Origin of the sequence: Williamsia sp. MIQD14, assembly GCF_051025635.1 — a bacterium.
Classification (GTDB): domain Bacteria; phylum Actinomycetota; class Actinomycetes; order Mycobacteriales; family Mycobacteriaceae; genus Williamsia_A.
This window is the reverse complement of record NZ_JBPFDG010000001.1, coordinates 839,906-866,471: the sequence shown is the minus strand read 5'-3', so window position 1 is coordinate 866,471 and position 26,566 is coordinate 839,906. Positions and strand designations below refer to the sequence as shown.

Annotated in this window: 23 protein-coding genes; 11 read left to right on the top strand and 12 right to left on the bottom strand. The window is 69.3% G+C overall.

Going from position 1 to position 26,566, the window contains the following annotated elements:
* Window positions 1-4 precede the first annotated feature (4 nt).
* On the bottom strand, window positions 5-970 hold the full coding sequence (locus ACQ7HM_RS03705; RefSeq protein ID WP_434214877.1) for an alpha/beta fold hydrolase: 966 nt from the start codon (window positions 968-970) through the stop codon (window positions 5-7).
* 223 nt (window positions 971-1,193) lie between these two features.
* Here ACQ7HM_RS03705 and ACQ7HM_RS03700 point away from each other — a divergent pair, with 223 nt between their 5' ends.
* From ACQ7HM_RS03700 to ACQ7HM_RS03690, 3 genes are read left to right on the top strand one after another with little or no spacing between them, the layout of a single operon-like run.
* Window positions 1,194-2,309 (top strand): phosphatase PAP2 family protein, encoded by a 1,116-nt coding sequence (locus ACQ7HM_RS03700; protein ID WP_434214876.1) that lies wholly within the window; start codon window positions 1,194-1,196, stop codon window positions 2,307-2,309.
* Window positions 2,306-2,728 (top strand): hypothetical protein, encoded by a 423-nt coding sequence (locus ACQ7HM_RS03695; protein WP_434214875.1) that lies wholly within the window; start codon window positions 2,306-2,308, stop codon window positions 2,726-2,728. The genes ACQ7HM_RS03700 and ACQ7HM_RS03695 overlap by 4 nt, the downstream gene beginning before the upstream one ends.
* A gap of 51 nt (window positions 2,729-2,779) precedes the next feature.
* Entirely contained in the window at window positions 2,780-3,328 is a 549-nt protein-coding gene (locus ACQ7HM_RS03690; RefSeq protein WP_434214874.1) for a DUF305 domain-containing protein, read from the top strand.
* Window positions 3,329-3,351: 23 nt separating this feature from the next.
* Here the strand turns inward: ACQ7HM_RS03690 and ACQ7HM_RS03685 are convergent, their stop codons facing one another.
* Entirely contained in the window at window positions 3,352-4,308 is a 957-nt protein-coding gene (locus ACQ7HM_RS03685; protein WP_434214873.1) for an EamA/RhaT family transporter, read from the bottom strand.
* A gap of 137 nt (window positions 4,309-4,445) precedes the next feature.
* Here ACQ7HM_RS03685 and ACQ7HM_RS03680 point away from each other — a divergent pair, with 137 nt between their 5' ends.
* Window positions 4,446-5,618 (top strand): carboxylate--amine ligase, encoded by a 1,173-nt coding sequence (locus ACQ7HM_RS03680; RefSeq protein ID WP_434214872.1) that lies wholly within the window; start codon window positions 4,446-4,448, stop codon window positions 5,616-5,618.
* A gap of 10 nt (window positions 5,619-5,628) precedes the next feature.
* On the opposite strand, the gene ACQ7HM_RS03675 is transcribed toward ACQ7HM_RS03680, so the two are convergent.
* The 4 genes from ACQ7HM_RS03675 to ACQ7HM_RS03660 are packed head-to-tail and all read right to left on the bottom strand — an operon-like array spanning window position 5,629 to window position 9,128.
* Window positions 5,629-6,462, bottom strand: a complete 834-nt coding sequence (locus ACQ7HM_RS03675) for an alpha/beta fold hydrolase (RefSeq protein WP_434214871.1) — start codon at window positions 6,460-6,462, stop codon at window positions 5,629-5,631.
* Window positions 6,459-7,286 (bottom strand): acyl-CoA thioesterase domain-containing protein, encoded by an 828-nt coding sequence (locus ACQ7HM_RS03670; protein ID WP_434214870.1) that lies wholly within the window; start codon window positions 7,284-7,286, stop codon window positions 6,459-6,461. The genes ACQ7HM_RS03675 and ACQ7HM_RS03670 overlap by 4 nt, the downstream gene beginning before the upstream one ends.
* Window positions 7,283-8,575 carry an MFS transporter gene (locus tag ACQ7HM_RS03665; protein ID WP_434214869.1) on the bottom strand — a complete coding sequence of 431 codons (1,293 nt, stop codon included), beginning with the start codon at window positions 8,573-8,575 and terminating at the stop codon, window positions 7,283-7,285. The genes ACQ7HM_RS03670 and ACQ7HM_RS03665 overlap by 4 nt, the downstream gene beginning before the upstream one ends.
* 40 nt (window positions 8,576-8,615) lie before the next feature.
* Window positions 8,616-9,128 carry a hypothetical protein gene (locus ACQ7HM_RS03660; RefSeq protein WP_434214868.1) on the bottom strand — a complete coding sequence of 171 codons (513 nt, stop codon included), beginning with the start codon at window positions 9,126-9,128 and terminating at the stop codon, window positions 8,616-8,618.
* Window positions 9,129-9,247: 119 nt separating this feature from the next.
* On the opposite strand from ACQ7HM_RS03660, the gene ACQ7HM_RS03655 reads away from it, so the two are divergent.
* Complete coding sequence (locus tag ACQ7HM_RS03655; protein ID WP_434215621.1) at window positions 9,248-10,585, top strand: YibE/F family protein; 1,338 nt, start codon at window positions 9,248-9,250, stop codon at window positions 10,583-10,585.
* Between the two features lie 15 nt (window positions 10,586-10,600).
* Here the strand turns inward: ACQ7HM_RS03655 and ACQ7HM_RS03650 are convergent, their stop codons facing one another.
* From ACQ7HM_RS03650 to ACQ7HM_RS03640, 3 genes are read right to left on the bottom strand one after another with little or no spacing between them, the layout of a single operon-like run.
* On the bottom strand, window positions 10,601-10,993 hold the full coding sequence (locus tag ACQ7HM_RS03650) for a PPOX class F420-dependent oxidoreductase (RefSeq protein ID WP_434214867.1): 393 nt from the start codon (window positions 10,991-10,993) through the stop codon (window positions 10,601-10,603).
* Window positions 10,994-11,003: 10 nt separating this feature from the next.
* Window positions 11,004-11,207 (bottom strand): DUF2945 domain-containing protein, encoded by a 204-nt coding sequence (locus ACQ7HM_RS03645; protein WP_434214866.1) that lies wholly within the window; start codon window positions 11,205-11,207, stop codon window positions 11,004-11,006.
* 57 nt (window positions 11,208-11,264) lie between these two features.
* Window positions 11,265-12,662: a cation:dicarboxylate symporter family transporter gene (locus ACQ7HM_RS03640; RefSeq protein WP_434214865.1), complete on the bottom strand. Its 1,398-nt coding sequence runs from the start codon at window positions 12,660-12,662 to the stop codon at window positions 11,265-11,267.
* A gap of 132 nt (window positions 12,663-12,794) precedes the next feature.
* On the opposite strand from ACQ7HM_RS03640, the gene ACQ7HM_RS03635 reads away from it, so the two are divergent.
* The 5 genes from ACQ7HM_RS03635 (at window position 12,795) to ACQ7HM_RS03615 (ending at window position 20,160) form a co-directional block, all read left to right on the top strand.
* Window positions 12,795-14,396: a sensor histidine kinase gene (locus ACQ7HM_RS03635; protein ID WP_434214864.1), complete on the top strand. Its 1,602-nt coding sequence runs from the start codon at window positions 12,795-12,797 to the stop codon at window positions 14,394-14,396.
* Window positions 14,393-15,130, top strand: a complete 738-nt coding sequence (locus ACQ7HM_RS03630; RefSeq protein WP_434214863.1) for a response regulator — start codon at window positions 14,393-14,395, stop codon at window positions 15,128-15,130. Before ACQ7HM_RS03635 ends, ACQ7HM_RS03630 begins: the two co-directional genes overlap by 4 nt.
* A gap of 19 nt (window positions 15,131-15,149) precedes the next feature.
* Window positions 15,150-16,034, top strand: coding sequence for an aldo/keto reductase (locus tag ACQ7HM_RS03625; protein WP_434214862.1), 885 nt, complete (start codon window positions 15,150-15,152; stop codon window positions 16,032-16,034).
* Between the two features lie 9 nt (window positions 16,035-16,043).
* Window positions 16,044-19,448, top strand: a complete 3,405-nt coding sequence (locus ACQ7HM_RS03620; RefSeq protein WP_434214861.1) for a pyruvate carboxylase — start codon at window positions 16,044-16,046, stop codon at window positions 19,446-19,448.
* A gap of 157 nt (window positions 19,449-19,605) precedes the next feature.
* Window positions 19,606-20,160 carry an HdeD family acid-resistance protein gene (locus tag ACQ7HM_RS03615; protein WP_434214860.1) on the top strand — a complete coding sequence of 185 codons (555 nt, stop codon included), beginning with the start codon at window positions 19,606-19,608 and terminating at the stop codon, window positions 20,158-20,160.
* A 105-nt stretch (window positions 20,161-20,265) separates the two neighbouring features.
* Here ACQ7HM_RS03615 and ACQ7HM_RS03610 read toward each other — a convergent pair whose 3' ends face one another.
* From ACQ7HM_RS03610 to ACQ7HM_RS03600, 3 genes are read right to left on the bottom strand one after another with little or no spacing between them, the layout of a single operon-like run.
* Complete coding sequence (locus ACQ7HM_RS03610) at window positions 20,266-22,923, bottom strand: molybdopterin-dependent oxidoreductase (RefSeq protein WP_434214859.1); 2,658 nt, start codon at window positions 22,921-22,923, stop codon at window positions 20,266-20,268.
* Window positions 22,920-23,729, bottom strand: a complete 810-nt coding sequence (locus tag ACQ7HM_RS03605; RefSeq protein WP_434214858.1) for an FAD binding domain-containing protein — start codon at window positions 23,727-23,729, stop codon at window positions 22,920-22,922. The genes ACQ7HM_RS03610 and ACQ7HM_RS03605 overlap by 4 nt, the downstream gene beginning before the upstream one ends.
* Window positions 23,730-25,106 (bottom strand): 8-oxoguanine deaminase, encoded by a 1,377-nt coding sequence (locus ACQ7HM_RS03600; protein ID WP_434214857.1) that lies wholly within the window; start codon window positions 25,104-25,106, stop codon window positions 23,730-23,732. It lies immediately after the preceding gene.
* 46 nt (window positions 25,107-25,152) lie between these two features.
* On the opposite strand from ACQ7HM_RS03600, the gene ACQ7HM_RS03595 reads away from it, so the two are divergent.
* Window positions 25,153-26,544 (top strand): amidohydrolase family protein, encoded by a 1,392-nt coding sequence (locus tag ACQ7HM_RS03595; protein ID WP_434214856.1) that lies wholly within the window; start codon window positions 25,153-25,155, stop codon window positions 26,542-26,544.
* Window positions 26,545-26,566: the final 22 nt, after the last annotated feature.

Here is a 26,566-nt window from a genome sequence, read left to right as displayed (position 1 = left end):
GATCCTATGGACGTGCGGTCTCGTGGGAGGTCGATTCCGGGGGATGGGCCTTCGGGGTCCGGGTCGAGACCCAACCGCACGCCTCGACGAACACCGGGGTGAAGATCTCCGACTGCAGCACGCAACAGGCGTGTCCGGCAGCGACATCGAAGCGTTGCGCCCCGGGTATGCCGTCGACGAGCAGTTGCTGGCGCGCGATCGGGATCACCCGATCGCGGGTGGTGACGCAGACCGCTGTCGGCACGTCGATCTCGGCGAGCCAGGGTCGCGAGTCGAACTGGCCGAGGGCGTAACCGATCTCGCTCATGTGCGACAACCGTGTCGACCGGACCTGGCGCAGCGCCCACGCGCCGTCGGACAGGCCGCGTTCGTCGAGCGCGTGCGGACCGAGGCCCGGTACCGGCGTCGCGAACCGTTGGGCGGCGAAGCGGGTGAGCGCGTCGATGCGGGGGCGACCGGTGGTCGACGAGCCGAAATACGGCCCGGTCGAGGCGAGTACGAGTCCGGACACCCGGTCGTGGTGGCGCTGCCAGGTGAGTTGGGCGGTGCCCCCACCCATCGAGAACCCGGCCGCCACGAAACGGTCGATCCCGAGGGCGTCGGCGAGGGCGGTGACGTCGTCGGCGCAGTCGTCGAGCGTGAAACGGGGCGAACGGATCCCCCGACCGTGCCAGCGCTGGTCCATGGTGATGACGCGGAAGTCCGCGCTCAGGTCGTCGATCACCGAGTACCACGACAGGAGCCCCGTGGTGACGACGGCGTGCAGCAGGATGATCGGCGGTCTGGCGGCGCGGAGGGGGTCGACACCGCCCGCGTCGGGTCCCGAGGTGATGCGCGCCGAGTCGGTGACATAGGTGGCGCCACGGTCGCCGAGCTGCACCATCGCACCGGTCGGCACGTCGGCGGTGGGGTGGGTACGGAAGAAGCGACTCACCCCGCCGGCCAGGCGGTCCACGATCGTGATCGGCATCAGATGCCCGATCCGCGCCAGGTGGTCGACGGGCGGTGATGGCTCATCGAACCGATGGTAGCGACCGACCTCGGGCTGGTGACCGCACAGGCGCGGGCGGCGTGCGGCGAGAACGAAGATGAATTCTCGCCGAGTCGAGGTGACGGAGCGGTCAAACTCAGACAAACTGAGGTTTCCGGTCGATGAACGCCCGGCGAACTGCTGGGAGGGTGACCGGTTGACGATGTCCGAGGCGGACCGCGCAGAGCGGTCCGAGCTGCCCCGGCCCCCGTCGGCCGAACCCACCACCACCCCTGACGACACCCCACGCTCCCGGTTCGGCGATCTGCGCTACTACCGGTGGGCGGCGATCGCGGTGTGGTTCGCGGTCATGGTGTGGCAGTTCACCGAACAGGGCCTCGCCTTCGACCGCACCCGGCTGATCCTGTGGATGTGCCTGGGGCTGGCCGCGGCGAGCATCGGTCGCCGCCGCGTCATCACCGTCATCATCGACTGGCTGCCGTTCGCCGGCGTGCTGCTCCTCTACGACCTCACACGCAACGTCGCGCAGTGGATGGGGATGCCGACGCACTGGCACCTCGCCCCCGACGTCGACCACTTCCTGTTCGGTGTGAACCCCACGGTCTGGCTGCAGTCGCACATCAAGGACGCGTCGCCGCCGTGGTGGGAGGTGATCACCAGCGTCGTCTACGTCTCCTACTTCGTGGTGCCCTACGTCGTCGCCGGTGCGCTGTGGCTGCGTGACCGCACCGCCTGGCGTCGCTACGCGGTCGCCTTCGTCGCCACCACGTTCCTCGCACTGGTCGGCTACACGCTGGTGCCGGGCGCCCCGCCGTGGGCCGCCGCGCGATGCACCGCCGAACAGGTCGTCGACAACCCGCGCGATCCGCCGTGCATGTACTCCGAGGTCCCGCCCGCCTCCGGCGGTCTCCTCGGCCCGGTGTCGCCGTCGGATCCGAAGGCCGCGCCCTACGTGGAGCGGATCTCCGCCCGCGGGTGGGACGTCCTCAACGTGCGGGCCGCCTCGACGCTGCTCACCGTCGGGCAGTCGAAGGCGAACCTGGTCGCCGCGATCCCGTCACTACACGCCGGGCTGACCATGCTGCTGGCCCTGTTCATGTGGCCGCGGGTGCGCGCGCTCGGACGATCTCTGTTCGTCGGCTACGCGCTGGTGATGGCGTTCACGCTCGTCTACACCGGCGAGCACTACGTCTTCGACATCCTGCTGGGGTGGGCTCTCGCCGCGGCCGTGATCGGTGCCCAGCGCCTCTGGATCCGTCGCCGGGCCCGGCGCACGACGGCGCCTGCATACGCCCCGGGGGTACCCTCGAACTCGTGAGCCGCGTTCGAGGGATCCCGCGCCGTCGCATCGTGGTGGGCACCCTCGGTCTCGCCCTCGCCGTCGCGGTGATGCACGTCCTCGTGCTCTGCGGCGGTGCCGCACACGGCGACCGGCACACCATGGGAGCCGGATCGACTGCGTCCGGTGCGATGACGCACGCGGCCGTCATGACCGCGACGACCGACAGGACCGAACGCTTCGGCGCCTCCTCGGTCGACTGCGCCGGGCACGACCACGGATGTGTGTTCCTGCGCGGTGAGGTCATCGCCCTCGTCGTGATCCTCGGGGCCGTCACCCTCCTCGCGCCGCCGGTGCACCTGTCCGGGGTGTGGATCCGGCGCCGACCGGCGATGCTGGGTCGCGCACCGCCCTGGGCCGTCCACAGCCATCTCGACCTCTCGGTGATCGTCCGCTGATCCGACCGCGCCCCGCCCGGTCCGTTCCGCCCTCACACCAGGAGTACACCCATGTTCCCCAGCAGGATTCGTCGCGCCGTCGTCACGGTCGCGGCACTCGCCGCCGTCGCCATCAGCGGCGCGGCCTGTTCCTCCGACGACCCGGTCTCGCACAACGCGGCCGACGTCACCTTCTCGACCGAGATGATCCCGCACCACCGGCAGGCGGTCGAGATGGCCCAGATGGTGCCCGGCCGCAGCACCGACCCCGACGTCGCCGCACTCGCACGGCAGATCGCCGCCGCCCAGCAACCCGAGATCGATACGCTCACAGCGCGATTGCGCGCATGGGGTGAACCCGAGCCGAGCGGATCCATGGCCGGGCATTCGATGCGCGGGATGATGAGCGACTCCGACATGACCGAGTTGCGGTCATTGTCGGGCCAGGCGTTCGACGAGCGCTGGTTGACGATGATGATCGACCATCACAGCGGCGCGATCGCGATGGCACGGACCGAGGTGGACGAGGGCCTCGACCCCGACTCGATCGCGCTGGCCCGCAGCATCATCGACTCGCAGCAGGCCGAATTGACCCGCATGCGTGCGATGCTCGCGACCTGACGCCCGATCGGCGGGGGCGGTGATCAGCTCGTCTCGAGCTGGTCCTGCCCCTGTCGACCGCGTCGCCATCCACCCTCGGTGGGCGGTGCCTCGCCGAAATGGTCGGCCTCGGCCGAGCCGTAGTACGCCACGGCGATGGCACCGATGACCGCGCCGATGAACCCGACGATGGCCAACCAGCCCAGACCGGGCTCGGCCTTGTCGCCGAGGAAGAGCACCCCGATGATGCCCGGGATCGCGGTCTCACCGACGACGAGCACGGCGGTGACGCCGTTGACCGCACCGAGCTGCAACGCGACGGTCTGGACGTAGAAGCCGACCGCACCGGCGATGGCGATGGTCCACGCGGCGGGGTCGGTGATCAGCTCGACCGGGTCGAACGGATCGATGCCCCGCAGGATGCGCACCGCGATGGCGATGACGCCGAACAACACTCCCGCGGCCGCGCCGCCGAAGATCGCCGCACGGGGACCGAGGCGGTACATCGCGTACACGGCGACGGCCGCGATCACGGCGGTCGCCCCGAACAGGCCCCAGTGGAACGCGAAGCTGTCGGCGCCCTCGGTCTTGTGTCGTGTGGAGGCGACGCCGAGCATGCACAGCGACGCGATGACGGCGCAGATCGCGATCCAGTCTCGGGTGTGCAGCCGGATGCCGAGGACCGCGGTGCCGAGCATTGCGGTGACGATGAGGTTCGCCGAGACGATGGTCTGCGACAGGAACAGGGGGAGCAGTCGGGCCGCGATGGCGCCGCCGCCGAAGCCGAGGACGACCAGCGCCGTGCCGACGAGGAAGGCCGGATCACGCAGGGTCGCCGCCGTCGAACCCATCGACGGGCCGCCGGCGGAGTTGACCGCGGGATCGCCGCCGGCGTCGCGCGCAGCGACCGCCGCACGTCGGGCGCCGAGCGCGCGCAGTACCGACGACAGTCCGTATCCCACTGCGGCCAGCGACGCGAAGACGATGCCGATCACGAACATCGAAGCCTCCTCCACGCGCGATGGTGATTGTGAAATAGGCCCTAACCAGGTCTTTTCCCGTCGATCTCTAACCGTTGGCTAAGCTACCATGTTCGCTGTTCAGTCCTTTATCTGCGGTGCAGAGTTAACGGGGTCCCATGTCTCGCCCAGGATCGCGGCGCGTCCTCATCACGTTCGGTCGCTCCTTTCTCACCCTCGATCTCGCCCGGCTCATGGCCGCCGGCGGTCACGAGGTGACGATCGTCGACAGCATCACGCTCCCCGTCACCCGCTTCTCCAACGCGATCTCCGCCTTCGAGAAGGTGCCGTCGCCCACATTCGAGCCCCGGGCCTACTGTCGCGAACTGGCACGGATCGTCACCGAACGCGAGATCGATCTCCTCATCCCGGTGCACGAGGAGACCGACATCATCGCGATGCTGCGTGCCGATTTCCCCGACACGTGCGAGCTGTTCCTCTCCGATTTCGAGGTCGAGAACAACCTGCACAACAAGTACGAGTTCCAGCGGGTGCTCGCCGAGCGCGGCATCCCGACCCTGAAGTTCGCGCAGGTGCGCACCCAGGCCGATCTCGACGCCCTCGACTTCGACACCCCGTTCGCGCTCAAGGAGTGCTACTCGCGCGGATCGCAGAAGGTCTACAAGGTCACCCCGGGAGAGCTGCCCACCGACATCGAGTTCTCGCCCACCAACCCGTGGATCGCGCAGGAGTGGATGAAGGGCACGCCCTACTGCTCGTACTCGGTGTGTCGTGACGGAGAGGTGTTGGCGCACACCGTGTATCCGGTCGGATATGCGATCGACGGTCGCTCCTGCATCGCTTTCGACGCGATCGAGCACGCGGGCATCCTCGACTGGATCACCTCGTTCGTGAAACAGATGAACTTCACCGGTCAGGTCGGGTTCGACTTCATCGAGGACGCCGAGGGCAACCTGTTCACCATCGAGTGCAACCCTCGCGGCACCAGCGGCATCATGCTGTTCGAGCCACACAATCGCGTCGACCGCGCGTTCACCGGCGAGGCGACGGAGATGATCACCCCGGATCCGGGCACCCGCAAGATGATCGGGTTCGGCATGGGCCTTTACGGCTGGACGAAGGCGTCGCGCAGCGGCCGCACGATGCGCGAGTTCGTGCGCGACTTCCGCGAGTACGGCGACGTGATCACCAACCGCCACGACCGGCTGCCGGCGCTCATGATGCCGATCGCCTACCTCGACATCGCCCGCATGTGCTTCAAGTACCGCGTCGGCCTCGCCGAGGCGTTCATGCACGACCACGAGTGGGACGGCGTCGCGATCGAGCCGTGAGCGGGGCCGGTCAGCGGTGGTCGGTGCAGAACGCCACGATCCGCGCGACGGTGTCGGTCTGACCGGTGAACAGTCCGCCGTGCGCGACGCCGTCGATCTGGGCGAACTCCGCGTTCGGCATCTGTCCGGCCGCCGCACGACACCCCTGCGGGGGGAAGAACAGGTCGTGTTCGAACGCGAGCACCAGGGCGGGGAGGTCGAACGCCGCGAGGTGTTCGGGCAGCGGCTCGTTCGCGGTGATCCACGAATACGACGCCTGCAGTTGGCCTCTCATGCCGTCCGCGCTCGTCCAGACCTCGCCCGAGGCGCCCAGGACCTGCTCCCACCCGACGACCGAGGCCGGATCCTGTAGCAGCGCCGGGTGCAGCGTGGTCATCAGCTGCTCGAAGAGCATGACGTCGGCGGGGATCTCGCCGTACTCGTCGAGCAGTCCCAGCTCCATGCGTCCGACGAGTTCGCCGATCGGCGAGGGCTGCAGACCGGCGAGCAGCACGGCGGCCCGCACCATCCCCGGCTGTCGGCGTACCAGTGCCTGGGTGGTGTAGCAGCCCATCGAGTAGGCGACGACGAGCACCTGCCCGAGACCCAGTGTCTGCACCAGGCACTGGGCGTCGAAGGCCAGGTCGTCGGCGGTGTAGGGCGGCTCGGGTGCCGACGACGGCGCGACGCCGCGGGCGCAGTAGCTGATGGTCTCGAAACCCGCGGACGTCAACGCCTCGACGACGCCGGTGTACTCCCACACCTGTGCGGGCTGCCCCAGGCCGCCGACCAGCAGCACCGCCGGACCCGAACCGGTGCGCGTCACCTCGAGGGTGACGCCGTTGCCGACGTCGACGAGCGTCATTGCGACACCTCGGTTCTCAGGTCCGAGGCGCCGCTGAAGTCGATCTGCGCGGCGGCGTTGGAGACGGCGGTGACCATGCCGGTGCCGATCGGTCCGCGGGTGTCGAACAGCGTGGCGGTGCCCACGGAGAGACCGGCGTCGGTGATGTGGGTGTCGGCCTGCAGGCCGATGTACTGCCCGACCGGTAGACGCGAGATCGCCACCGTCAGATCGCAGTTGATGTAGCCGATGCCCCTCGATCCCCAGTTGGTCACCAGGCTCGTCGCCTCGGCCGCCATCACGGTGGTCACGAACGGCGTGTTCTCGACACCGTCGATCACGGGGATCATCGTGGCCCACAACCTCTTGCGGCTCGCGTTCTGGTGTTCGCTCATCACCGGCGTCCACCCGAGGTCGTCGCTGCCGTACCAGCGGAAGCGGCTGTCGTCGGTCGGTGGGTCGAAGGGGTGCTCGGAGTGCCACTCCTGCCCCGGAGGGTCCTGCGACGGGCGCAACGCGACCAATGTCGCCTGCGCGACGACAGTGTCGCCCTGGGACAGTTCGACCTCCGACACCCGGATCCGGTGCCCCGACCGGACCACCCGCGTGCGCGCGACCAGGGGTTCGCCGCGGGCCGCCTTGAACAGATCGATGGTGATGCGGGCGGGCACCAGATCGGGCGAACCGTGGTCGGCCTCCACCGCGTGCGCGGCCGCGGCACACACCGCCGGCCCGTTGAGCATGTCCGGGCCCCACCGACCGAACGCGTACTTCGACGGCACGTAGCGACCCTCGTCGTCGAGGGTGAACATGAAGTACCGGCGTTCCGGGGTCGATGCGGTCATGGGGTCACCTTGTCTGCCGTCGTGATCTCGCGGGTGCGGTATTCGGTGAGGACGATCGCGAGCGAGACGATCGCCAGCAGGACGCCGAGCCCGAACAGCACCGGATAGGTCAGGGCCGGAACGGCCTGATGGACCAGCGCCAACACCACCGGCGCCGCGAAGCCGAGATAGGTCAGCGAATAGAACACCGCGGTGAGTCCGGCGAGGTCCTTCGGCCCGGCGATGCGCCCGACCTCGGCCAACCCCGCGACGAGCGCCATGCCGTACCCGCCGCCGAGCACCGCGCCGGCGGCGAGGGCGACCCAGGGGTTCAGCGTGCTCGACGCCCACGCGCCCATCCCCATGCCGACCGCGAGGAATCCGATCGCGACCACCGAGCCCCGTGCCGAATCGGGTCGGTCGATGCGTCGTGCGACCGACTGGATGGCGAAGCCCGAGGCCAGCGTCACCAGGGTGATCAGCGCCGCGTAGGCGATGTCGAGGCCGCCGACCTCGTCGGCGAGCAGCGTCGGCAGCACCGCGTAGGCGGCCGCGGCCGAACCGAACACCCACGGCGCCACGGGCACGACCACCCGCACGAAACGTCGGTGACCGATCGCCGGGATGCGCAGGTCGTCGCGCAGGCGGCCTGGTGCCCCGGCGCGCACCACGGTCTCCGGTGCGCGGAACACCCACGCGGTCGCGACCACGCACAGCGCCACGTTCACGAGGTAGGGCAGTGTCGCGGGCAGCGGTGCCCACTGCGCGAGCACGCCCGCCATCGCGGCGCCGATGCCGAGGCCCGCGGTGAGGCTCATCGCCGAGCGCCGAGCGCCGCGGCTTCCCGAGGCGTCGGTCTCGAACGGTGGCGAGGAGAGTTCCTTGATCCAGCTGCTGCCCACGGCCATCGCGAGACCGAGCGCGATGCCGCTGCCGATCCGTCCGACCACGAGCAGGGCCACGTGGTCGGCGCCGAGCCCCAGGATGATCGATCCGATCGCGGCGATCGCCGGGGCCGGTCGCATCAACCGCGCACGTCCGAACCGGTCCGACAGCGGGCCACCGATGAGCAGCGCGGGAACGATGCCGAGCACGTAGGCGAACAGCAGCGCGTCGACCACCGGACCGGACAGCCCGTGATCGCTCTTGTACATCACGAGCAGCGGTGTGAACTCGTTCCCGCCCCAGGCGATCGCGAACATCGCCGCCGCGATACCCCACCACCGACCGGTGGCGGCGCCGCCCGGGGAGGTCACCCGGGGGTCGGTGACGCGCAGATCGGCGGGCGGGGTGTCGGACACGAGGTCCATCCAAACACCCCGCTCATCGGGGTCGGTGCGCCCGGTCGGGTCAGGTGAGCGGACAGACGCCGTTCATCGACGAGGTGACGCCGAGGGCGACGGCCGCGGCGGCGAGATCGACACGATTGCGCAGGGTGTCGAAACAGAGGTCCTGGCGTTGCACGACCGCGGCCCCGAGCAGGGTCAGGGCCTGCTCGCGATCGCCGAGGGTCCACAGCGCGTCGGCGGTGGTGAGGTACAGCGCTGCTGCGGGATCGGCCTTGTCGAGGTGGACCAGCGCCCAGGCGTAGAACTTGGCGGCGTCGACGGTGTCGCAGTCGCCGGGGCCGTGGGTGCGCCGGTACTTTCCGTACAACTCCCGGCACAGCGGTTCGGAATCCGACCATCGCTGCAGGTGACACATGCAGCGGACGGCGTCATGCAGGTTGGCGAGGTAGTGCGCCGAGTAGGGACCGTCGCGGCGTGAGCGCATCTCGCGGAGCACGCTGAACTCGGCGAGGGCACGGGTGTAGTCGCCGGCCGCCAGTGCGGCGGTCGCCTCCTCCTGCAACTCGTCGATCACCCGACCATGATGACCCACGTCACACCGGTGACACCGGCGTTTGGGCGCATACAGTTGCGGCCGTGAAGTCGTCGCAACCGCACACCCACACGCACTCCCCGGCCGCGATCGCGGTGCAGATGCGTCCGATGGCGGCGCGCATCGTCATCGGGGTGCTCGTCGCGGTCGCGGTGGCCGTCGCGATCGGGGCCGTGGTGTTGTGGCCGTCGCAACGCCAGCACCAGGTGCCGGTCCAGTTCCAGTCGGCCGCGGCAAACGGCCAACTCGAGACCGTGACCGGCACCGTGATCGCGCAGGCACGTGCGCAGTGCCTCAACCGCGCGTCGGGGTCGGTGTTCGGCGGAGCCGCCGACGTGACCCCGGTCGCCGACGGCCCCTGCATCGAGAGCACCGTCGCGATCACCTCCGGCAAGGACACCGACGCCAACACCCTCCTCGAGGTGCCGACGAACCGGGCACAGTCGGGGACCGCGCCAGGGGCGGTCACCCAGAACCTGTCAGCCGACCAGCTCAGCCGCCCGCAACCGGGACAACCCGACCTCAAGGTCGGCGACAAGATCCGCCTGGCGGTCGCACCGGGCAACGACGGCGCCACGACCTACGGGTTCTACGACTACTCCCGCGGCACGTCGACGATCGTGTGGGCCCTGCTGTTCGTGGCGGCCATCGTCCTGGTCGCGTCGTGGCGCGGCCTGCGCTCGGTGATCGGACTGGTGATCGCGTTCGCGGTGTTGCTCGGCTTCACCCTCCCGGCGATCCTCGACGGGAAATCGCCGGTGGCCGTGGCCATCACGTCGTCGGCGGCGATCCTGCTCGTCGTCATCTACCTCGCGCACGGTGTGAGTCTGCGCACCAGTGCCGCCCTGTTGGGGACGCTGTCGTCGTTGGCGGTGGCCGCGGTCCTGTCGTACGTGTCGATCCACACGATGAGCATCACGGGTCTGTCCGGGGAGCAGACCACGAATCTGCAGGTGTATCAGAACGGGATCTCCACGCAGGGGATCCTGTTGGCGGGCTTCATCATCGGTGCGCTGGGTGTCCTCAACGACGTCACCATCACCCAGGCGTCGGCGGTGTTCGAACTCGCGGCGGGCGGACGGAGTCGTCGGGCCACGTTCGCCGCGGCCATGCGCGTGGGACGCGACCACATCGCCAGCACCGTCTACACACTCGTGTTCGCCTATGCGGGCAGCGCGCTGCCGCTGCTGCTGTTGTTCTCCGTGGCCGGACAGTCCTTCTCGAGCCTCGTCACCACGGACACCGTCGCCGTCGAACTGGGTCGGTCGTTCGTCGGTGGTATCGCAATCGCGTTGTCGGTGCCGCTCACCACGGCCATCGCCGTGGCGCTGGTGCACCGCCACGAACGTCCCGACAACGTCCGAACCGGCGAACCGCACGTCCCGATCCATCCCGGCCACCGCGACGAGAAGCCGGGCAGGCACTCGCGCGCCGACTGAGGCCCGCGAGAACGGTCAGTTCGCGGTGACCGCTATCCCGATGGTCGAACTCTTGCCCTTGACGAGGCTGCTGGCGGTGGTGGCGAAACGGCCGACCAGTCCGTACTTGCGGTTGATCGCATCGCGGGTGCGTGCGGTGCCCGCCTCGTCGAGGACGCGGGCGGTGGCCTCCATGGTGGGGCCGACGTTCTTGCCCGCGCGGTCACACGTCGCGAGCAGGACCCGCGGGGTGTTGCGGATCCGCTTGACCTTCCACGACGACGCCTGGGTCCACATCAGCAGCTCGCCCTGATCGAGGGCCGCCCAGATCGGGAGCGGCTTCGCGTCGCCCGATTTCGTGAAGGTGGTGAGCTGGACGTATTTCGCGGTGCCGATGTCGCCGAACGGGTTCGCGCCGCCAGTGCTCATCTGTTCGGCCCTACTTCTTCTCGAGCGTGGACTCTTTGTGCGCGGCCTTCGAGCCGCTCTTGTCCGACTCGACGATCCAGTAGGGCTCGTCGTCACTGGCCTTGAACTTCTGGCCGTCGAACTCGAATTCCTTCGTGCGCTTCTCGACGGCTTTCCCATGGGTCGGGCCCTGCGGGGTGTTCCAGGAGACCGCGTCGCCCTTGCTGATCGACATGGTCTCGAGGTTACCCGCAGGGCCCGTGGTGGAGCTGCGCGTTCGCCTGCTCTGAGGTCAGGCGGGTGCCTTCGTGATCGACACCGCGTCGGCCTTCTCGACGTCGTGCGAGTCGACCATGTTGAGTTCGTCGAACGGATCGTCGCCGGCGAGAACCGACTTGACCTTCGCGTTGTCGATCGTCTTGGTCCACGTGCCGACCAGCAGCGTGGCGACGGCGTTGCCGGAGAAGTTGGTGACCGCGCGGGCCTCGGACATGAACCGGTCGATGCCGACGATGAGTCCCAGTCCGTCGAGCAGCTCGGGGCGATGGCTCTGCAGGCCGCCGGCCAGCGTGGCCAGTCCGGCGCCGGAGACGCCGGCCGCACCCTTGGAGGCGATGATCATGAACACCAGCAGGCTGATCTGCTCACCCAGGCTCAGGGGATTGCCCATCGCCTCGGCGACGAACAGCGACGCCATCGTCAGGTAGATCGCGGTGCCGTCGAGATTGAACGAGTAGCCGGTCGGGACGACCACGCCGACGGTCGACTTCTGCACGCCGAGGTGCTCCATCTTGGCGATCAGTCGCGGCAGGGCCGACTCCGAGGACGACGTGGCGACGATCAGCAGGTACTCCCGCGCCAGGTAGCGGACCAGCTTGAAGATGGAGACACCGGCGGTGAACCGCAGCAGCGTGCCGAGGACGCCGAACACGAACACCAGGCAGGTCAGGTAGAAGGCGACCATCAGCATCAGCAGGTGGGTCACCGCGCTCCAGCCGGTCTGGCCGACCACGTTGGCGATGGCGCCGAAGGCGCCGATCGGGGCGAGCCACAGGACCATCGACAGCACCTTGAAGATGACCTTCTGGATGCTGGCGACACCGCGCAGCACCGGCTCACCCTGGGTGCCCAGGGCCTGGATGGCGAAACCGACGAGCAGGGCGACGAACAGGGTCTGCAGCACACTGCCCGCGGTCAGCGACGACACGAGGGTGTCGGGGATGATGCCCTGGATGAAGTCGAGGGTGCCGCCGGACTCGTGGGCCTTCTCGGCGAGATCGGCGCCCTTGCCCGCGACCTCGGGGGTGATGTTGAGGCCGTTGCCGGGCTGGATGAGGTTACCGACCACCAGGCCGATTCCCAGTGCCGCGGTGGACATCCCGAGGAAGTAGGTGAAGGCGAGGCCGCCGACCTTGCCGACCGTGGCGGCCTTGCGGACCGAGCCGATGCCCAACACGATGGTGCAGAAGATGACAGGCGAGATCATCATCTTGATCAGATCGATGAACATCGTCCCCAGCACGCCGAGTTCCTTGCCGAAGCTCGGTGCGAGGATGCCGACCGCGACACCGGCGACCACGGCGACGATGACCGCGATGTAGAGCCAGTGCGTGCGATCGCGCTTGGGCTTCGTGGCGGTGTCGGCCGGCGGATCGGGGATCGTCGGGGGACGGTCGTCGGTCGTGGTCATGGGATCCTCCAGGTGGTGATGTCCTCCGGTGGCGCCGGAAGTGGTCTGTGAGGATCATGGACTGTTGATGTGACTGGCGTCACGATTAGTTTCATTACGTTCACGCGGTCGCGTGGCGGAGACGGGGGTGCGGTGAGACGGCTCGTCCCGCGCACACTCGCCGGCCAGGCGTTCATCCTGCAGATCGTCGCGATCCTGGTGCTCGTCGTCGTCGCGGGGTCGCTGGCCGCCTACGACGCCCGGCGCGATTCCGAGCGGTCGGCCCGCGACCAGGTGGTTGCCGTCGCGGTGGCGCTCGCCGACTCGCCGTCGACGGCGCAGGCCATCACCTCGGGAGAGGCGACCGCGCGTCTGCAACCGGTCAACGAGGCGGTCCGCGCCGACACCGGCATCGCCTTCATCACCATCATGTCGCCCGACCGGACCCGCTTCACCCACACCGATCCGGCGCGGATCGGTGGGAAGTTCGTCGGCACCATCGCCCCCGCGCTGGCGGGCAGGCTGTTCACCGAGACCTACACCGGCACCCTCGGCCCCTCGATCCGTGCGGTCGCCCCGGTGCGCGCATCCGACGGACGGATCGTCGGACTGGTGTCGGCGGGCATCACGCTGTCCGGGCTCGCCGACCGCTGGCTCGGACAGCTGCCGACGATCGCCGTCGTCACCGTGATCGCCCTGCTGTTGTCGGTGGCCGGCACCTGGGCGGTACGTCGTCGGTTGCTCCGGCAGACGCGCGGACTGCGGCCCGAGGAGTTGCGGGTGATGTACGAGCACCACGACGCGGTGCTCCACGCGGTCCGCGAGGGGCTGATCGTCCTCGACGACGGCCGTGTCGCGCTCGTCAACGACGAGGCCCGCCGCCTGCTCGATCTCGGCGACGGCCCCGTCGCGCTCGACGCCCTTCCCGAATTCGCCCGCACCGCCGGGGAATTACGCGACGAGCTGTACCTCGCGGGTGGCCGCGTGCTGGTGGTGAACCGGTCGGCTGTCGACCGCGACGGACACCGCGACGCGCCCGCACCGGCCGGTGCCGTCATCACCCTCCGCGACCGCACCGAACTGCAGGGCGCGATGGGCGAGCTCGACTCGATGCGCCTGTTCGCCGAATCGCTGCGCAGCCAGGCGCACGAATCGGCGAACCGTCTGCACACCGTGGTGGCGCTCGTCGAGATGGGCCGCGGCGACGAGGCGGTGCGGTTCGCGACCACCGAACTCGCACTGTCACAACAGCTCGTCGACCGGCTGACCGGCGCGGTCGGCGAGCCCGCGCTCGTCGCGCTGCTGCTCGGCAAGAGCGCCCAGGCCAACGAACGCGGGATCGAACTCACCGTCACCGACGATTCCGTGCTCGACACCGACTCTCTGCTGAGCAGTGCCGAACTGGTCACGATCGCCGGCAATCTGATCGACAATGCGCTCGATGCCTGTGATCGCGACGACCCGTGGGTGGAGGTGACCGTGCACGAGGACGCCTCGGGTCTGCTCATCCGCGTCGCCGACAGCGGTCCGGGAATGGACGCCGAGGAGTTCGCCCGCGCGCGTCGACGCGGGTACTCCACCAAGACCGTCGCCGAGGGCGCCGTCGACCCCGGACGTGGCCTGGGCCTGGCGCTGGTGTCGCAGACGGTGGCCCGCCACGGCGGCACGATCACCGCCGAGGTCACCTACGGCTCGGTCATCACCGTCACGGTGCCGCATCCGGCGGGGCCCCGCACCACCGAGGTCCGGTCATGAATCCTGCGCCCGGTCAGACGATCTCGGTGCTCATCGTGGAGGACGAACCCCTCATCGCGCAGGCACACGAGGAGTACGTGGGCCGCATCCCCGGGTTCGCGGTGGTCGGGGTGGCGGGTACCGCGCAGGCCGCGTTGCGGATCGTGGCGGGCCGGGCCGCCGACGGCGACCCGGTCGACGTGGTGCTCCTCGACATCGGACTGCCCGACGCCAGCGGCATCGAGCTGGCGTCGGCGTTGTCGGGTCAACGACCCGAACCCGACGTCATCGCCATCACCTCCGAACGCGATCTGTCGGTGGTGCGGTCGGCGGTGGCCCACGGCGTGCTGCTCTATCTGCTCAAACCGTTCACGTTCGCCGCGTTCCGCGACAAGCTCGAGCGCTACCGCGAGTACCGCGAGGCGTTGCCCGCGGGTACCGACGCGGCGGGCCAGGCCGAGGTCGATCGCGCCATGGCCGTCCTGCGCGGTTCCGACGACAAGGCCGCCGCACCGGCCGGGGCCTCGGCGCACACCACCGAGCAGATCGCACGGCAGGTCCGCGACAGCGAGGCAGGACTCACGGCCGGCGAGGTGGCGGCCGCCGCCGGGGTGTCGAGGGTGACGGCGTGGCGGTATCTCGAGCGTTTGGCCGACGACCGGGTACTCGACCGGACCACCGAATACGGCCGCGCCGGGCGCCCACAGGTGCGCTACACCTGGCCCGTTCGCGGACCTGGCTCGCGAACGCAGTGAAATCGCTAGCCTGACATCCATGACTCCCGCGGTTGCGATGATCGACCTCAATTCCGGTACGTCCATCCCACAACTGGGTCTCGGTGTGTGGCAGGCGGAGAACGACGAGACCGAACACGCGGTGGCCTACGCGCTCGACTCGGCCGGCTACCGACACATCGACACCGCCGCCGCCTACGGCAACGAGGAGGGCGTCGGCCGCGGCATCGCCGCGTCCGGGGTCGCACGCGAGGACGTCTTCCTCACCACCAAGCTGTGGAACTCCGATCAGGGGTACGAGTCGGTGATCGCGGCGTGCGACACGAGCCTGGACAAGCTCGGCGTCGACTACGTCGATCTCTATCTCGTGCACTGGCCGCTTCTCGACAGCGACCGCATGAAGCGCACCTGGGAGGCGATGGAGGCCATCGCCGAATCCGGGAAGGCGAAGGCCATCGGCGTCTGCAACTTCGAGCCGCACCACCTCGACACGATCTGCGGCCACGGCGAGACGGTGCCCGCGGTCGATCAGGTGGAGCTGCACCCGCACCTGCCGCAACACGACCTGCGCGCGTTCGCCACCGATCGGGAGATCGTCGTCGAGTCGTGGAGTCCGCTCGGCGGCACCAGCAATTCGGGATGGGGCCGTGCGTCGAAGCCGAACACTCTGCTCGACGATCCGATCCTGGCGGGCATCGGCGAGAAGTACGGCAAGTCGATCGCGCAGGTCATCATCCGGTGGCACCTGAGCAACGGGCTGGTCGTGATCCCCAAATCGGTGCACGACGAACGCATCTCGCAGAACATCGACGTGTTCGACTTCGATCTCGACACCGACGACATCCTGGAGATCTCGCGGCTGGCCGATCCGAACGGCCGCGTCGGAGCGCATCCCGACGAGATGAACGTCGGCGCGCCGGAATAGTCTGCGCTCATGTTCTCCAAGGTGTTGGTGGCAAACCGTGGCGAGATCGCGATCCGGGCGTTCCGAGCAGCCTATGAGCTCGGGGTGGCGACGGTCGCTGTCTATCCGTTCGAGGACCGGAACTCGGTGCATCGGACGAAGGCCGACGAGTCGTATCAGATCGGCACCGAGGGCCATCCGGTACGGACGTACCTGTCGGTGGAGGAGATCGTCGACGCGGCCCGGCGCACCGGCGCCGACGCGATCTATCCCGGTTACGGATTCCTCTCGGAGAACCCCGATCTCGCCGGGGCGTGCGCGGATGCGGGTATCACCTTCGTCGGTCCCTCGGCCGATGTGCTGGAGCTGACGGGGAACAAGGCGCGGGCGATCGCGGCGGCGAAGGCGGCCGGGTTGCCGGTGTTGGCGTCGTCGGAACCGTCGACCGACGTCGAGGAATTGCTCGCCGCCGCGGAGTCGATGACGTTCCCCGTGTTCGTCAAGGCCGTCGCCGGTGGCGGCGGACGCGGTATGCGTCGGGTGAGCGATCCGGATGCGTTGAGGGAGGCGATCGAGGCGGCCGCCCGCGAGGCCGAGTCGGCGTTCGGTGACGCGACGGTCTTCCTCGAGCAGGCGGTGATCGAACCCCGCCACATCGAGGTGCAGATCCTCGCCGACACCCACGGCAACGTGATGCACCTGTTCGAACGGGACTGTTCGGTGCAGCGCCGTCACCAGAAGGTCATCGAGCTCGCGCCGGCGCCGAACATCTCCGACGACCTGCGTGACCGGTTGTGTTCGGATGCAGTCGCTTTCGCCAAGCAGATCAACTACTCGTGTGCGGGCACCGTGGAGTTCCTCGTCGACCGTGAGGGTCGGCACGTGTTCATCGAGATGAACCCGCGCATCCAGGTCGAGCACACGGTGACCGAGGAGATCACCGACGTCGATCTGGTGCAGTCGCAGCTGCGGATCGCTGCGGGGGAGTCCCTCGCCGACCTCGGTCTGCGCCAGGAGGACATGGTGATCCGCGGTGCGGCGATGCAGTGCCGCATCACCACCGAGGATCCGGCCAACGGTTTCCGTCCCGACACCGGTCGCATCACCGCCTATCGCACCCCCGGCGGTGCGGGTATCCGCCTCGACGGCGGCACCACCCTCGGCGCCGAGGTCTCGGCCTACTTCGACTCGATGCTGGTGAAGCTCACGTGTCGCGGCCGGACGTTCGAGGGTGCCGTGGCCCGCGCGCAGCGGGCGTTGGCGGAGTTCCGGATCCGTGGCGTCTCGACGAACATCCCGTTCCTGCAGGGCGTGCTCGACGACCCGGATTTCCGTGCGGGCAAGGTGACGACGTCGTTCATCGAGGAACGTCCGTCGCTGCTGACCGCGCACGCCTCCAGCGACCGCGGGACGAAGATCCTTACCTATCTCGCCGACGTGACGGTGAACAAGCCGCACGGCGAGCGGCCGTCGGCGGTGTACCCGAAGGACAAGCTGCCGGCGATCGATCTCACCGCCGCACCGCCGGCGGGCAGCAAACAGCGCCTGACCGAGCTGGGCCCGGAGGGGTTCGCGCGGGCACTGCGTGAGCAGTCGGCACTGGCGGTCACCGACACCACGTTCCGCGACGCACATCAGTCGCTGCTCGCAACTCGGGTGCGCACGACCGGACTGCTGGGAGTCGCCGGTCACGTCGCGCGGTTGACGCCGGAGTTGTTGTCGATCGAGGCGTGGGGTGGCGCCACCTACGATGTGGCGCTGCGCTTTCTGCACGAGGACCCGTGGGAGCGCCTGGCCGCGCTGCGGGAGGCCGTGCCCAACATCTGCCTGCAGATGCTGCTACGTGGCCGCAACACCGTCGGCTACACCCCCTACCCCGACACCGTCGCATCGGCGTTCGTCTCCGAGGCCGCGGCCACCGGTGTCGACATCTTCCGGATCTTCGACGCGCTGAACAACATCGAGCAGATGCGACCGGCGATCGACGCCGTCCGCGAGACCGGGACCGCGGTCGCCGAGGTCGCGATGTCCTACACCGGTGACCTGACGAACCCGGGCGAGAATCTCTACACCCTCGACTACTACCTGCGTCTGGCCGAGCAGGCTGTCACCGCCGGTGCGCACATCCTCGCGATCAAGGACATGGCCGGTCTGCTGCGCGCACCGGCGGCCACGACCCTGGTGTCGGCGTTGCGATCCCGCTTCGACCTGCCGGTGCACGTGCACACCCACGACACCCCCGGCGGCCAGCTCGCGACGTATCTCGCGGCGTGGCAGGCGGGCGCCGACGCCGTCGACGGCGCGAGTGCGGCGATGGCGGGTACCACCAGCCAGCCGGCGTTGTCGGCGATCGTGGCCGCCGCGGCCCACACCGACCGCGACACCGGCCTGGACCTGGGTGCCGTGTGCGATCTCGAGCCGTACTGGGAGGCGCTGCGGAAGGTGTACGCGCCGTTCGAGTCCGGGCTGCCGTCGCCGACGGGTCGCGTGTACACCCATGAGATCCCCGGTGGCCAGTTGTCGAACCTGCGCCAACAGGCCATCGCCCTGGGACTCGGGGACAAGTTCGAACTCGTCGAATCGGCCTACGCCGACGCCGACCGCCTGCTCGGTCGGGTCATCAAGGTGACGCCGTCGTCGAAGGTGGTCGGCGATCTCGCCCTGCACCTCGTGGGTGCCGGGGTGTCGGTGGAGGAGTTCGCCGCAGACCCGGGTCGATTCGACATCCCCGACTCGGTGATCGGTTTCCTGCGTGGCGAACTCGGCGAACCGGCCGGTGGATGGCCCGAGCCGTTCCGCACCAAGGCGCTCGAGGGCCGTGGCAAGGCCCGACCCGTCGTGGAGCTCTCCGAGCACGACCAGCAGCTGCTCGGCGCCGACTCGACCGGCCGGCGAGCGACGTTGAACCGGCTGCTGTTCCCCGGACCCACCTCGGAGTTCCTCGCGCACCGCGAGCAGTACGGCGACACGTCGTCGCTGTCGGCGAACCAGTTCTTCTACGGTCTGCGCCAGGGCGAGGAGCACCGTGTGTCGCTCGAACGCGGCGTCGAGTTGCTCATCGGTCTCGAGGCGATCTCCGAACCCGACGAGGCCGGGATGCGGACCGTGATGTGCATCCTCAACGGCCAGTTGCGCCCGGTGTCGGTGCGGGACCGGTCGATCACCGCCGACGTCCCGACGTTGGAGAAGGCCGACCGCACCGACCCGTCGCACGTCGCCGCTCCGTTCTCCGGTGTCGTGACCCTGGTGGTGGGTGACGGCGACAGCGTCGAGGCCGGCGCGACGATCGCCACCATCGAGGCCATGAAGATGGAGGCCGCGATCACCGCACCGCGTGCCGGCACGGTCACCCGAGTCGCGATCAGCGGCGTCACCCAGGTCGAGGGCGGTGACCTCATCGCCGTCGTCGCGGTGGGCGACCGCGCGGAGGTGTGAGGGTCGGAGACCGCGCCGCCGTCTGATCGGCTGCGCCACCTCCACCTCCACCTCCACCTCCCCTCCCCGCCAGTTGGGCCGTTGTTCCCGCCAGGTGGGCCGTTGTTCGCGTCTGTTGGGCAGGTAGTCGACCGGAGTGCGGCGATAGGCTGCCCGTATGACCACGCCGACGACGTCGCCACACTTCCCCGACCAGATCCGCAACGCCGTGCGCGCCGGACTCATCTCGACCTCGGTGCTCGGCATCGTGCTCGGCGTCATCGCCCTGGTGTGGCCCGGCCCCACGCTGCTGGTGGTCGCGGTGCTGTTCGGCATCTCGCTGATCCTGACCGGGGCCTACCGCCTGTCGATCGCGTTCTCCGCGAAGGGTCTGCCCACCGGCCTGCGCGTCGTGTTCGGGATCGTCGGGGCGATCATCCTCGTCGCCGGTGTGCTCTGCCTGTTCGATCCCGCCGAGTCGCTGGTGCTGCTGGCCATCGTGATCGGTGTCGGCTGGATCTTCCAGGGCGTGCACGACCTGATGTCGGATCGCGCCGGGACCCACAACGTGCCGCGCTGGGTCCTGGTGCTCTCGGGCATCGTGTCGATCATCGCCGGCATCGTCGTGATCACCCTGCCGGGCCTCGCCATCAGCACGTTCATCACCTTCGGCGCGATCCTGCTGATCATCGTCAGCGTCGTGAACCTGCTGACACTGCCGCGCAAGGTCTGACACGACGGCCCACCCGCCGCGAACGACGGCCCAGCTGGCGGGAACGACGGCCCACTCGACGCGAACGACGGCCCAGCTGGCGGGAACGACGGCCCAACTGGGGGGTCAGGGCTGGAGGGCCGCCCACACGCGGGCGGGGTTCATCGGTAGTTCGCGGACGCGCACACCGATGGCGTCGCGGATGGCGTTGGCCAGCGCCGGGGCCACCGGGTTGTACGGCGACTCGCTCATCGACTTGGCACCCGAGGGGCCTAGCCGGTCGTGGGTGTCGGCGAAGTAGACCTCGGTCTCGGGCGCATCCGACAACCGCGGGATGTGGTAGTTCCGGAACACCTGCGTGGTCACGACACCCTCGTCGAGGATCATCTGCTCGAACAGTGCCGAGCCGATCGCCTGTGTCGCACCGCCTTCCACCTGACCACGACACTGCGCGGGGTTGAGCACGACACCCGCGTCGGCCGACTGGATCGACTGCAGAATCCGCACGCGTCCCGTCGGCAGGTGCACCGCCACCCGGAAGGCGTGCACATTGAACGCGACCGATCGCGGCGTGCCCTCGTGTCGTCCGGCGGCCGACAGACCGCCGGTCGCGCGTCCAAGCGCGACGGGATCGTCTGCGTCGACACCGTTCTCGACACCCGCCGCGACCACCGCGGCACGCAGATCCACGCACGCCCGCTGCAGCGCCGCGCCGGCGACGACCGTCCCCGCCGACCCGAATGCGCCGGTGTCGTAGGCGACGACGTCGGTGTCGCCCTGGCGAACGACGATCGACGCGGGTGGGACTCCGAGGGCCTCGGCGGCGATCTGGGTGTGGACCGTGGTGGTGCCGTTGCCGAACTCGGCGGTCCCCACCGACACCACATAGCGACCGTCGGTAGTGAGTTCGGCTCGGACGTCGGCGAAGTGGCCGCGCGGTGGGATGGTGGCGATCATCGCCGGGGCCATCCCCTGCCCGACGCGCCACTCGGGGTCACCCTCGTACTCCGCGCCGTTGCGGGCCGGATCGCCGGCGCCCGCGACCAGTGCCTGCTGTGCGAGATCGAGGCACTGGTCGAGGCCGTAGCTGCCGAACTCGAGGTCGGACTCCTCGACCTCCCAGGTCACGAAGTCGTCACCGGGCACCACCACGTTGCGCCGCCGGAAGTCGAACGGATCGACACCCAGCTCCCGGGCGAGATCGTCTAGCGCCGACTCGATCCCGAACACGATCTGACCGAGGCCGTAGCCGCGGAATGCGCCTGAGGGAAGGTTGTTGGTGTAGGCGCAGCGGGCGTCGACACGCTTGGCGGCGCACCGGTAGAGGGCCATCGACTCGCTGCAACCGTGGAACATCACACCGGGACTGTGGTTTCCGTAGGCGCCGGCGTCGGAGACGACGTCGATCGCGAGCGCCGTCAACGTGCCGGTCGCATCGGCCGCGGCGGTGACCTCGACCCGCATCGGGTGACGACAGGGGGCCATCGTGAACTGGTCGGTGCGCGACATCTCGTAGACGACGGGTCGCCCGGTGCGGATCACCGCGAGCAGCACCAGGTCCTCGGTGATCAGTTCCTGTTTGGCGCCGAACGCGCCGCCGATACGCGGTGCGTACACCCGCACCCGGTCCGGTGCCAGGCCGAAGATGTGGCAGAGCTCGTCGCGGACCAGGAACGGCACCTGCGAGCTGGACCGGATGACGTAGCGGCCGTCGTGGTCGATACTGCCGACAGCGCCGTGGGTTTCGAGATGTGCGTGCTGCACCCGCGCGGTCTGCCACACCCCGTGCACCACCGCGCCGCCCGACGACCGGGCGGCGTGGAGGGCGGCGTCGACATCGCCGACCTCGCCGTGCAGGTCGGCGACGAGGTTGCGGGTCGGATCGGCGATGCGCGACGCGGGTCCGTCCTTGTCGCCGTGGACCGCAGGTGCGCCCTCGCGAAGCGCCTCGACCGGGTCGACGACCGCGGGCAGTACCTCGTAGGTGATGTCGACGAGATCGAGTGCGCGGCGGGCGGTACCGAGGTCGTCGGCGACGATCGCGGCGACGCGCTGCCCGACGAACCGCACGCGGGTGTCGAAGACGCGACTGTCGTCGGGATCGTCGACGCGTTCCCGATGCCGCGCGGTGGAGAACGCGACGCCGGGGTCGTCGTGGTGGGTGAGGACAGCGCGCACCCCGGGTAGCGCCTGTGCGCGCGTGGTGTCGATCGCGGTGATCACCGCGTGGGGGTGGGGGCTGCCCAGGACCGCGACGTGGCCGGCATCGAGGGGGATCTCGTCCATCGTGTAGTGCTCGGTGCCGGTGGTGATCGCGGGTCCCGCGGGCGCGGGGGTCGATCGGTGTTCGGACGCCCCGCCGTCACCGCTGCCGGTGATCGCGGCGCGGATCGGGCGATATCCCGTGCAGCGACACAGGTTTCCCTTGAGGGACGACTCGAGGTCGTCGACGTCGGCGGTGTCGAAGGCCGACGCGGTGACGATCATGCCTGCGGTGCAGAAACCGCACTGGAAGCCCCCGGTGGCGACGAACCGCTCCTGCAGCGGATGGGGACTGTCGGTGGTGCCGAGTCCGGTGACCGTGGTGATCTCGGCGTCGCCCACGCGGAAGGCGGGCACGAGGCAGGAGTGTTGGACGCGACCGTCGACGATCACCGAGCAGGCCCCGCAGTCCCCGGAGTCGCAGCCCTTCTTCACCTCGACGTTGCCGTGTTCGCGGAGGTAGGTGCGCAGGCACTGGCCGGGACGCGGGGTGTCGGTGATGTCGATCCCGTTGACCCTCATGCGATCACGTCCCGCGAGGCCTGGGCGACGAGGTACTCGACGACCCCGATCCGCCAGGCCGCCGTGCCGTGGGCGTCGGTGTGGAAGTGATCGGTCGGGATGTGATCGAGTACCGCACGAGCCACCTCGTCGGGATCGACGGAGGCGACGGTGACCACCTCCGGGACGACCGTGGCCGCCGTGACCGTCACGACCACCGAGTCGCCGTCGGAGCGCGCCACCACCACCGCGCCACTGCGACCGAGATGGGCATAGGAGGCCTTGCGCAACGACACCCGCTGCGTGAGGGCCGCGATGGGCAGGTGGATCGAGCGCAGCACGTCACCCACAGCGAGAGAGTTCACCGCGTTGCCGATCACGACCTCGGAGGTCGTCAGCAGGGCGTCGGTGCCGTCGGCCCGCCACACCAGCAGACGTGCGTCGAGGGCGGCGCACATCGCGGTCATCGCCCCGGCGGGCAGCGCCAGACAGACGTTGCCGCCCACCGTCGCCGTGTACCAGATCTTGTACGACGCCAGCAGGGCACGCGCCGCGGCCTCGAACAGGGTTGTCGCGATCCATGTTCGGGGGAGGTCGGCGTGGATGAGGGTGTCGATGGCGCAGGTCGCCGCGATCTCCAGGCCGCCCTCGCTCACGACGAGGTCGGGCCACCGCAGGGTGGTGAGGTCGACCAACCGCGTCATCCCCGGATTCGGTTCGCTCATCAGCGAGGTCCCGCCGGCGAGCACGCCGTCGGTGTCGACGATGCCGGCGAGGTCGGCGCGACTGCGGGGGAGGACCACGTCGGTAACCCAGTGCTGGTCCATCTATCCCGCCCGTGCGATCAGGTCGCGGTGCGCGATCGCGACCTCGCGCGCCACGTCGTCGGCGTCGACGGTGACGCATCGACCGTCTTCGACCACGATGCGCCCGTCGACCCAGGACCGGCGGATCGGCGGCTGGGCACCGAGCACGAGTGCCGCGACGGGGTCGTCGATCCCGCTGTGCGCCGGCGTGGTCCGGTCCCACAGAACCAGATCGGCGAGCTTGCCGACCTCGATCGACCCGAGGTCGTCGTCGCGTCCGAGCACCCGCGCGCCGCCCATGGTGGCCAGACGGAGCGACTGGCGAGTGGTGAGTGCGGTGGGACCACCGGTCGCGCGGGCCATCATCACCGCCATGTGCGCCTCCTCGAGCATCCGACACGACTCGTTCGAGGCGGCACCGTCGACACCGAGGCCCACGGGTACACCGGCGGCGACGAGATCGCGTGTACGGGCGACGCCGGCGCCGAGCCGCGCATTCGAGGTGGGGCAGTGCGCGATCGCCGTCCCGGTGCGCGCGAGGTCGATGATGGCGTCGTCGGTGAAGTGGACCCCGTGGGCGAACCACACGTCGTCGCCCAGCCACCCGAGCCGCTCCATGTACTGCAACGGGGTACAGCCGAAACGTTCGGCGCAGAAGGCGGTCTCGTCGTCGGTCTCGGCGAGATGGGTGTGCAGACGCACTCCGAGTTCGCGGGCGAGGGCCGCCGACGCGATCAGCAGATCCGACGTCACCGAGAACGGCGAGCACGGGGCGAGGCCGATGCGCAGCATCGAGTCCGGCGACGGGTCGTGCCAGCGGGACACGGCATCGGCACTCGCGGTGAGGATGTCGTCGATCGACTCGACGACGCTGTCCGGTGGGAGACCCCCGTCGCGGTGGCCGAGGTCCATCGACCCCCGCGTGGGGTGGAAGCGCACAGCGACCGCGGTCGCCGCCTCGATCTCCGCGGCGAGCAGGTCGCCTGCACCCGCCGGGAACACATAGTGATGATCGGTCGAGGTGGTGCACCCGGATGTCGCGAGGACACCCAATGCGCCTCGCGCAGCGGCGTTCACGCCCGCGGCATCGATACCCGCCCACACCGGGTAGAGCGTGGTCAGCCACTCGAACAGCGTGTGATCGGCCGCGAGCCCCCGGGTGATCCACTGGTAGAGGTGGTGGTGGGTGTTGATCAGACCGGGGGTGAGCACGCAACCGCGCCCGTCGACGTGCACGGCGTCGGGCCAAGCCGCCGCATCGACCTCGCGGACGTCACCGACGGCGAGGATCCGGTTGTCCCGCAGCACCACCGTGGCGTCGGTCCACTCGCTCTCCGCGGCGTCCATCGTCACCACGTGGGCGTGGGAGATGACGGTCGGAGCACCGGACGGGTCCATCTCCTCACCGTACGTCGAAGCGGTTCTCGGGGCAGGATGGACGACCATGCGAACCGAACTCGGCGTGGTCCACCGGGCGCACCTGTTCCACATCGGCGGTGCGCCGACGATCGACGGCGCGCGCGAGCACCTCGTGTCCATCCCCGACGGTGCGCTCGCGGTCGGTCCCGACGGTCGTATCGCGTACTCCGGCCTTTTCGCCGAACTGCCTGCGGCGCAGAGCCGGTGGCGGATCGAGGACCACCGGGGCGGGTTCATCCTGCCGGGGTTCGTCGACACCCACATCCACTTCCCGCAGACCTACGCCACCGACTCCTACGGCGGCGGACAACTGCTCGAGTGGCTCGAGAACTGCATCTTCCCCGCCGAGGCCCGCTACCGCGATCCCGCCTTCGCCCACCGTGCCGCCGTCGACTTCTGTCGCCGTCGCATCACGGCGGGCACGACCGCGGCGATGGTCTTCGGATCGGCGTTCCCCGACGCGCAGGACGCCCTGTTCACCGAGACCGAGCGGTTCGGTCTGCGGATGGTGTCGGGGCGGGGCATCCAGACGATCGGCAGCGCCGGCGCTGCCGATCTCGTCACCGACATCGACACCGCCATCGAACTGTGCGCTGCCGAGATCGACCGCTGGCACGGGCGGGACCTCGTCGATGTCGCCGTGGTGCCGCGGTTCTCGCTGTCGGTCACACCCGACACCTTCGTGGCGCTCGGCGAGCTCTACGACGATGTCCGTGGCCGCGGCGTCTACTTCCACTCGCACCTCAACGAGAACGCCCGACCCGGCACAGGAGAGGTCGATGCGACCAGGGCCGCCTACGGCACCGACACCTACCTCGACACCTACGACGGCCGGTTCCTGCCGGGCTCGGCGCGTGGCGGTGCGTCGTTGCTCGGGCGTCGCAGCATCCTCGCCCACGCGGTGCACTGCACCGACGCCGAACTGGCGCGCATCGCGCAGACCGGCACCTCGATCGCGCACTGCCCCACCTCGCAGCTGTTCCTGGGGTCGGGCACCATGCCGTGGCGCCGCACCGTCGCCGCGGGGGTCACCGTCGCGCTCGGCACCGACGTCGGCGCCGGCGACGAATGGCTGATCCCGCAGGTGGCCTCGGACTGTTTCGGCGTCCACATGTCGGAGCCGGGGGACGCGGGGGTGTCGTTGCACCCTGCCGAGCTGTTGTTCACCGCCACCCTGGCCGGCGCCCGTGCCCTCGACCGCGAGAACACCTTCGGCAACCTCGACGTCGGCAAGGACGCCGACTTCGTCGTGATCGACCCGCAGCGGTGGGAACCACTCGCCGCGACACTGGAATTCGGGATCCGCGCCGACGACACCGAGACCGCGACCGCGCAGACACTGTTCGCGCTCATCATGGGCCTGCGCGAACCCGCGATCGCCGAGGTCTTCGTGAAAGGCCGACGCGTCACAGCCTGACCGCCCACAAGTGCCCAGCTGA

Excerpts from the sequence above, each read along its gene's own strand:
- ACQ7HM_RS03600 (WP_434214857.1), bottom strand. The coding sequence starts at position 25,106 with ATGGACCCGTCCGGTGCTCCGACCGTCATCTCCCACGCCCACGTGGTG.
- ACQ7HM_RS03675 (WP_434214871.1), bottom strand. The coding sequence starts at position 6,462 with ATGACGCTCGTCGACGTCGGCAACGGCGTCACCCTCGAGGTGACGCGC.
- ACQ7HM_RS03685 (WP_434214873.1), bottom strand. The coding sequence starts at position 4,308 with ATGTTCGTGATCGGCATCGTCTTCGCGTCGCTGGCCGCAGTGGGATAC.
- ACQ7HM_RS03605 (WP_434214858.1), bottom strand. The coding sequence starts at position 23,729 with ATGGACCAGCACTGGGTTACCGACGTGGTCCTCCCCCGCAGTCGCGCC.
- ACQ7HM_RS03615 (WP_434214860.1), top strand. The coding sequence starts at position 19,606 with ATGACCACGCCGACGACGTCGCCACACTTCCCCGACCAGATCCGCAAC.
- ACQ7HM_RS03610 (WP_434214859.1), bottom strand. The coding sequence starts at position 22,923 with ATGAGGGTCAACGGGATCGACATCACCGACACCCCGCGTCCCGGCCAG.
- ACQ7HM_RS03690 (WP_434214874.1), top strand. The coding sequence starts at position 2,780 with ATGTTCCCCAGCAGGATTCGTCGCGCCGTCGTCACGGTCGCGGCACTC.
- ACQ7HM_RS03625 (WP_434214862.1), top strand. The coding sequence starts at position 15,150 with ATGACTCCCGCGGTTGCGATGATCGACCTCAATTCCGGTACGTCCATC.
- ACQ7HM_RS03700 (WP_434214876.1), top strand. The coding sequence starts at position 1,194 with ATGTCCGAGGCGGACCGCGCAGAGCGGTCCGAGCTGCCCCGGCCCCCG.
- ACQ7HM_RS03595 (WP_434214856.1), top strand. The coding sequence starts at position 25,153 with ATGCGAACCGAACTCGGCGTGGTCCACCGGGCGCACCTGTTCCACATC.
- ACQ7HM_RS03655 (WP_434215621.1), top strand. The coding sequence starts at position 9,248 with ATGCGTCCGATGGCGGCGCGCATCGTCATCGGGGTGCTCGTCGCGGTC.
- ACQ7HM_RS03705 (WP_434214877.1), bottom strand. The coding sequence starts at position 970 with ATGCCGATCACGATCGTGGACCGCCTGGCCGGCGGGGTGAGTCGCTTC.
- ACQ7HM_RS03630 (WP_434214863.1), top strand. The coding sequence starts at position 14,393 with ATGAATCCTGCGCCCGGTCAGACGATCTCGGTGCTCATCGTGGAGGAC.
- ACQ7HM_RS03640 (WP_434214865.1), bottom strand. The coding sequence starts at position 12,662 with ATGACCACGACCGACGACCGTCCCCCGACGATCCCCGATCCGCCGGCC.
- ACQ7HM_RS03665 (WP_434214869.1), bottom strand. The coding sequence starts at position 8,575 with ATGGACCTCGTGTCCGACACCCCGCCCGCCGATCTGCGCGTCACCGAC.
- ACQ7HM_RS03650 (WP_434214867.1), bottom strand. The coding sequence starts at position 10,993 with ATGAGCACTGGCGGCGCGAACCCGTTCGGCGACATCGGCACCGCGAAA.
- ACQ7HM_RS03645 (WP_434214866.1), bottom strand. The coding sequence starts at position 11,207 with ATGTCGATCAGCAAGGGCGACGCGGTCTCCTGGAACACCCCGCAGGGC.
- ACQ7HM_RS03680 (WP_434214872.1), top strand. The coding sequence starts at position 4,446 with ATGTCTCGCCCAGGATCGCGGCGCGTCCTCATCACGTTCGGTCGCTCC.
- ACQ7HM_RS03670 (WP_434214870.1), bottom strand. The coding sequence starts at position 7,286 with ATGACCGCATCGACCCCGGAACGCCGGTACTTCATGTTCACCCTCGAC.
- ACQ7HM_RS03620 (WP_434214861.1), top strand. The coding sequence starts at position 16,044 with ATGTTCTCCAAGGTGTTGGTGGCAAACCGTGGCGAGATCGCGATCCGG.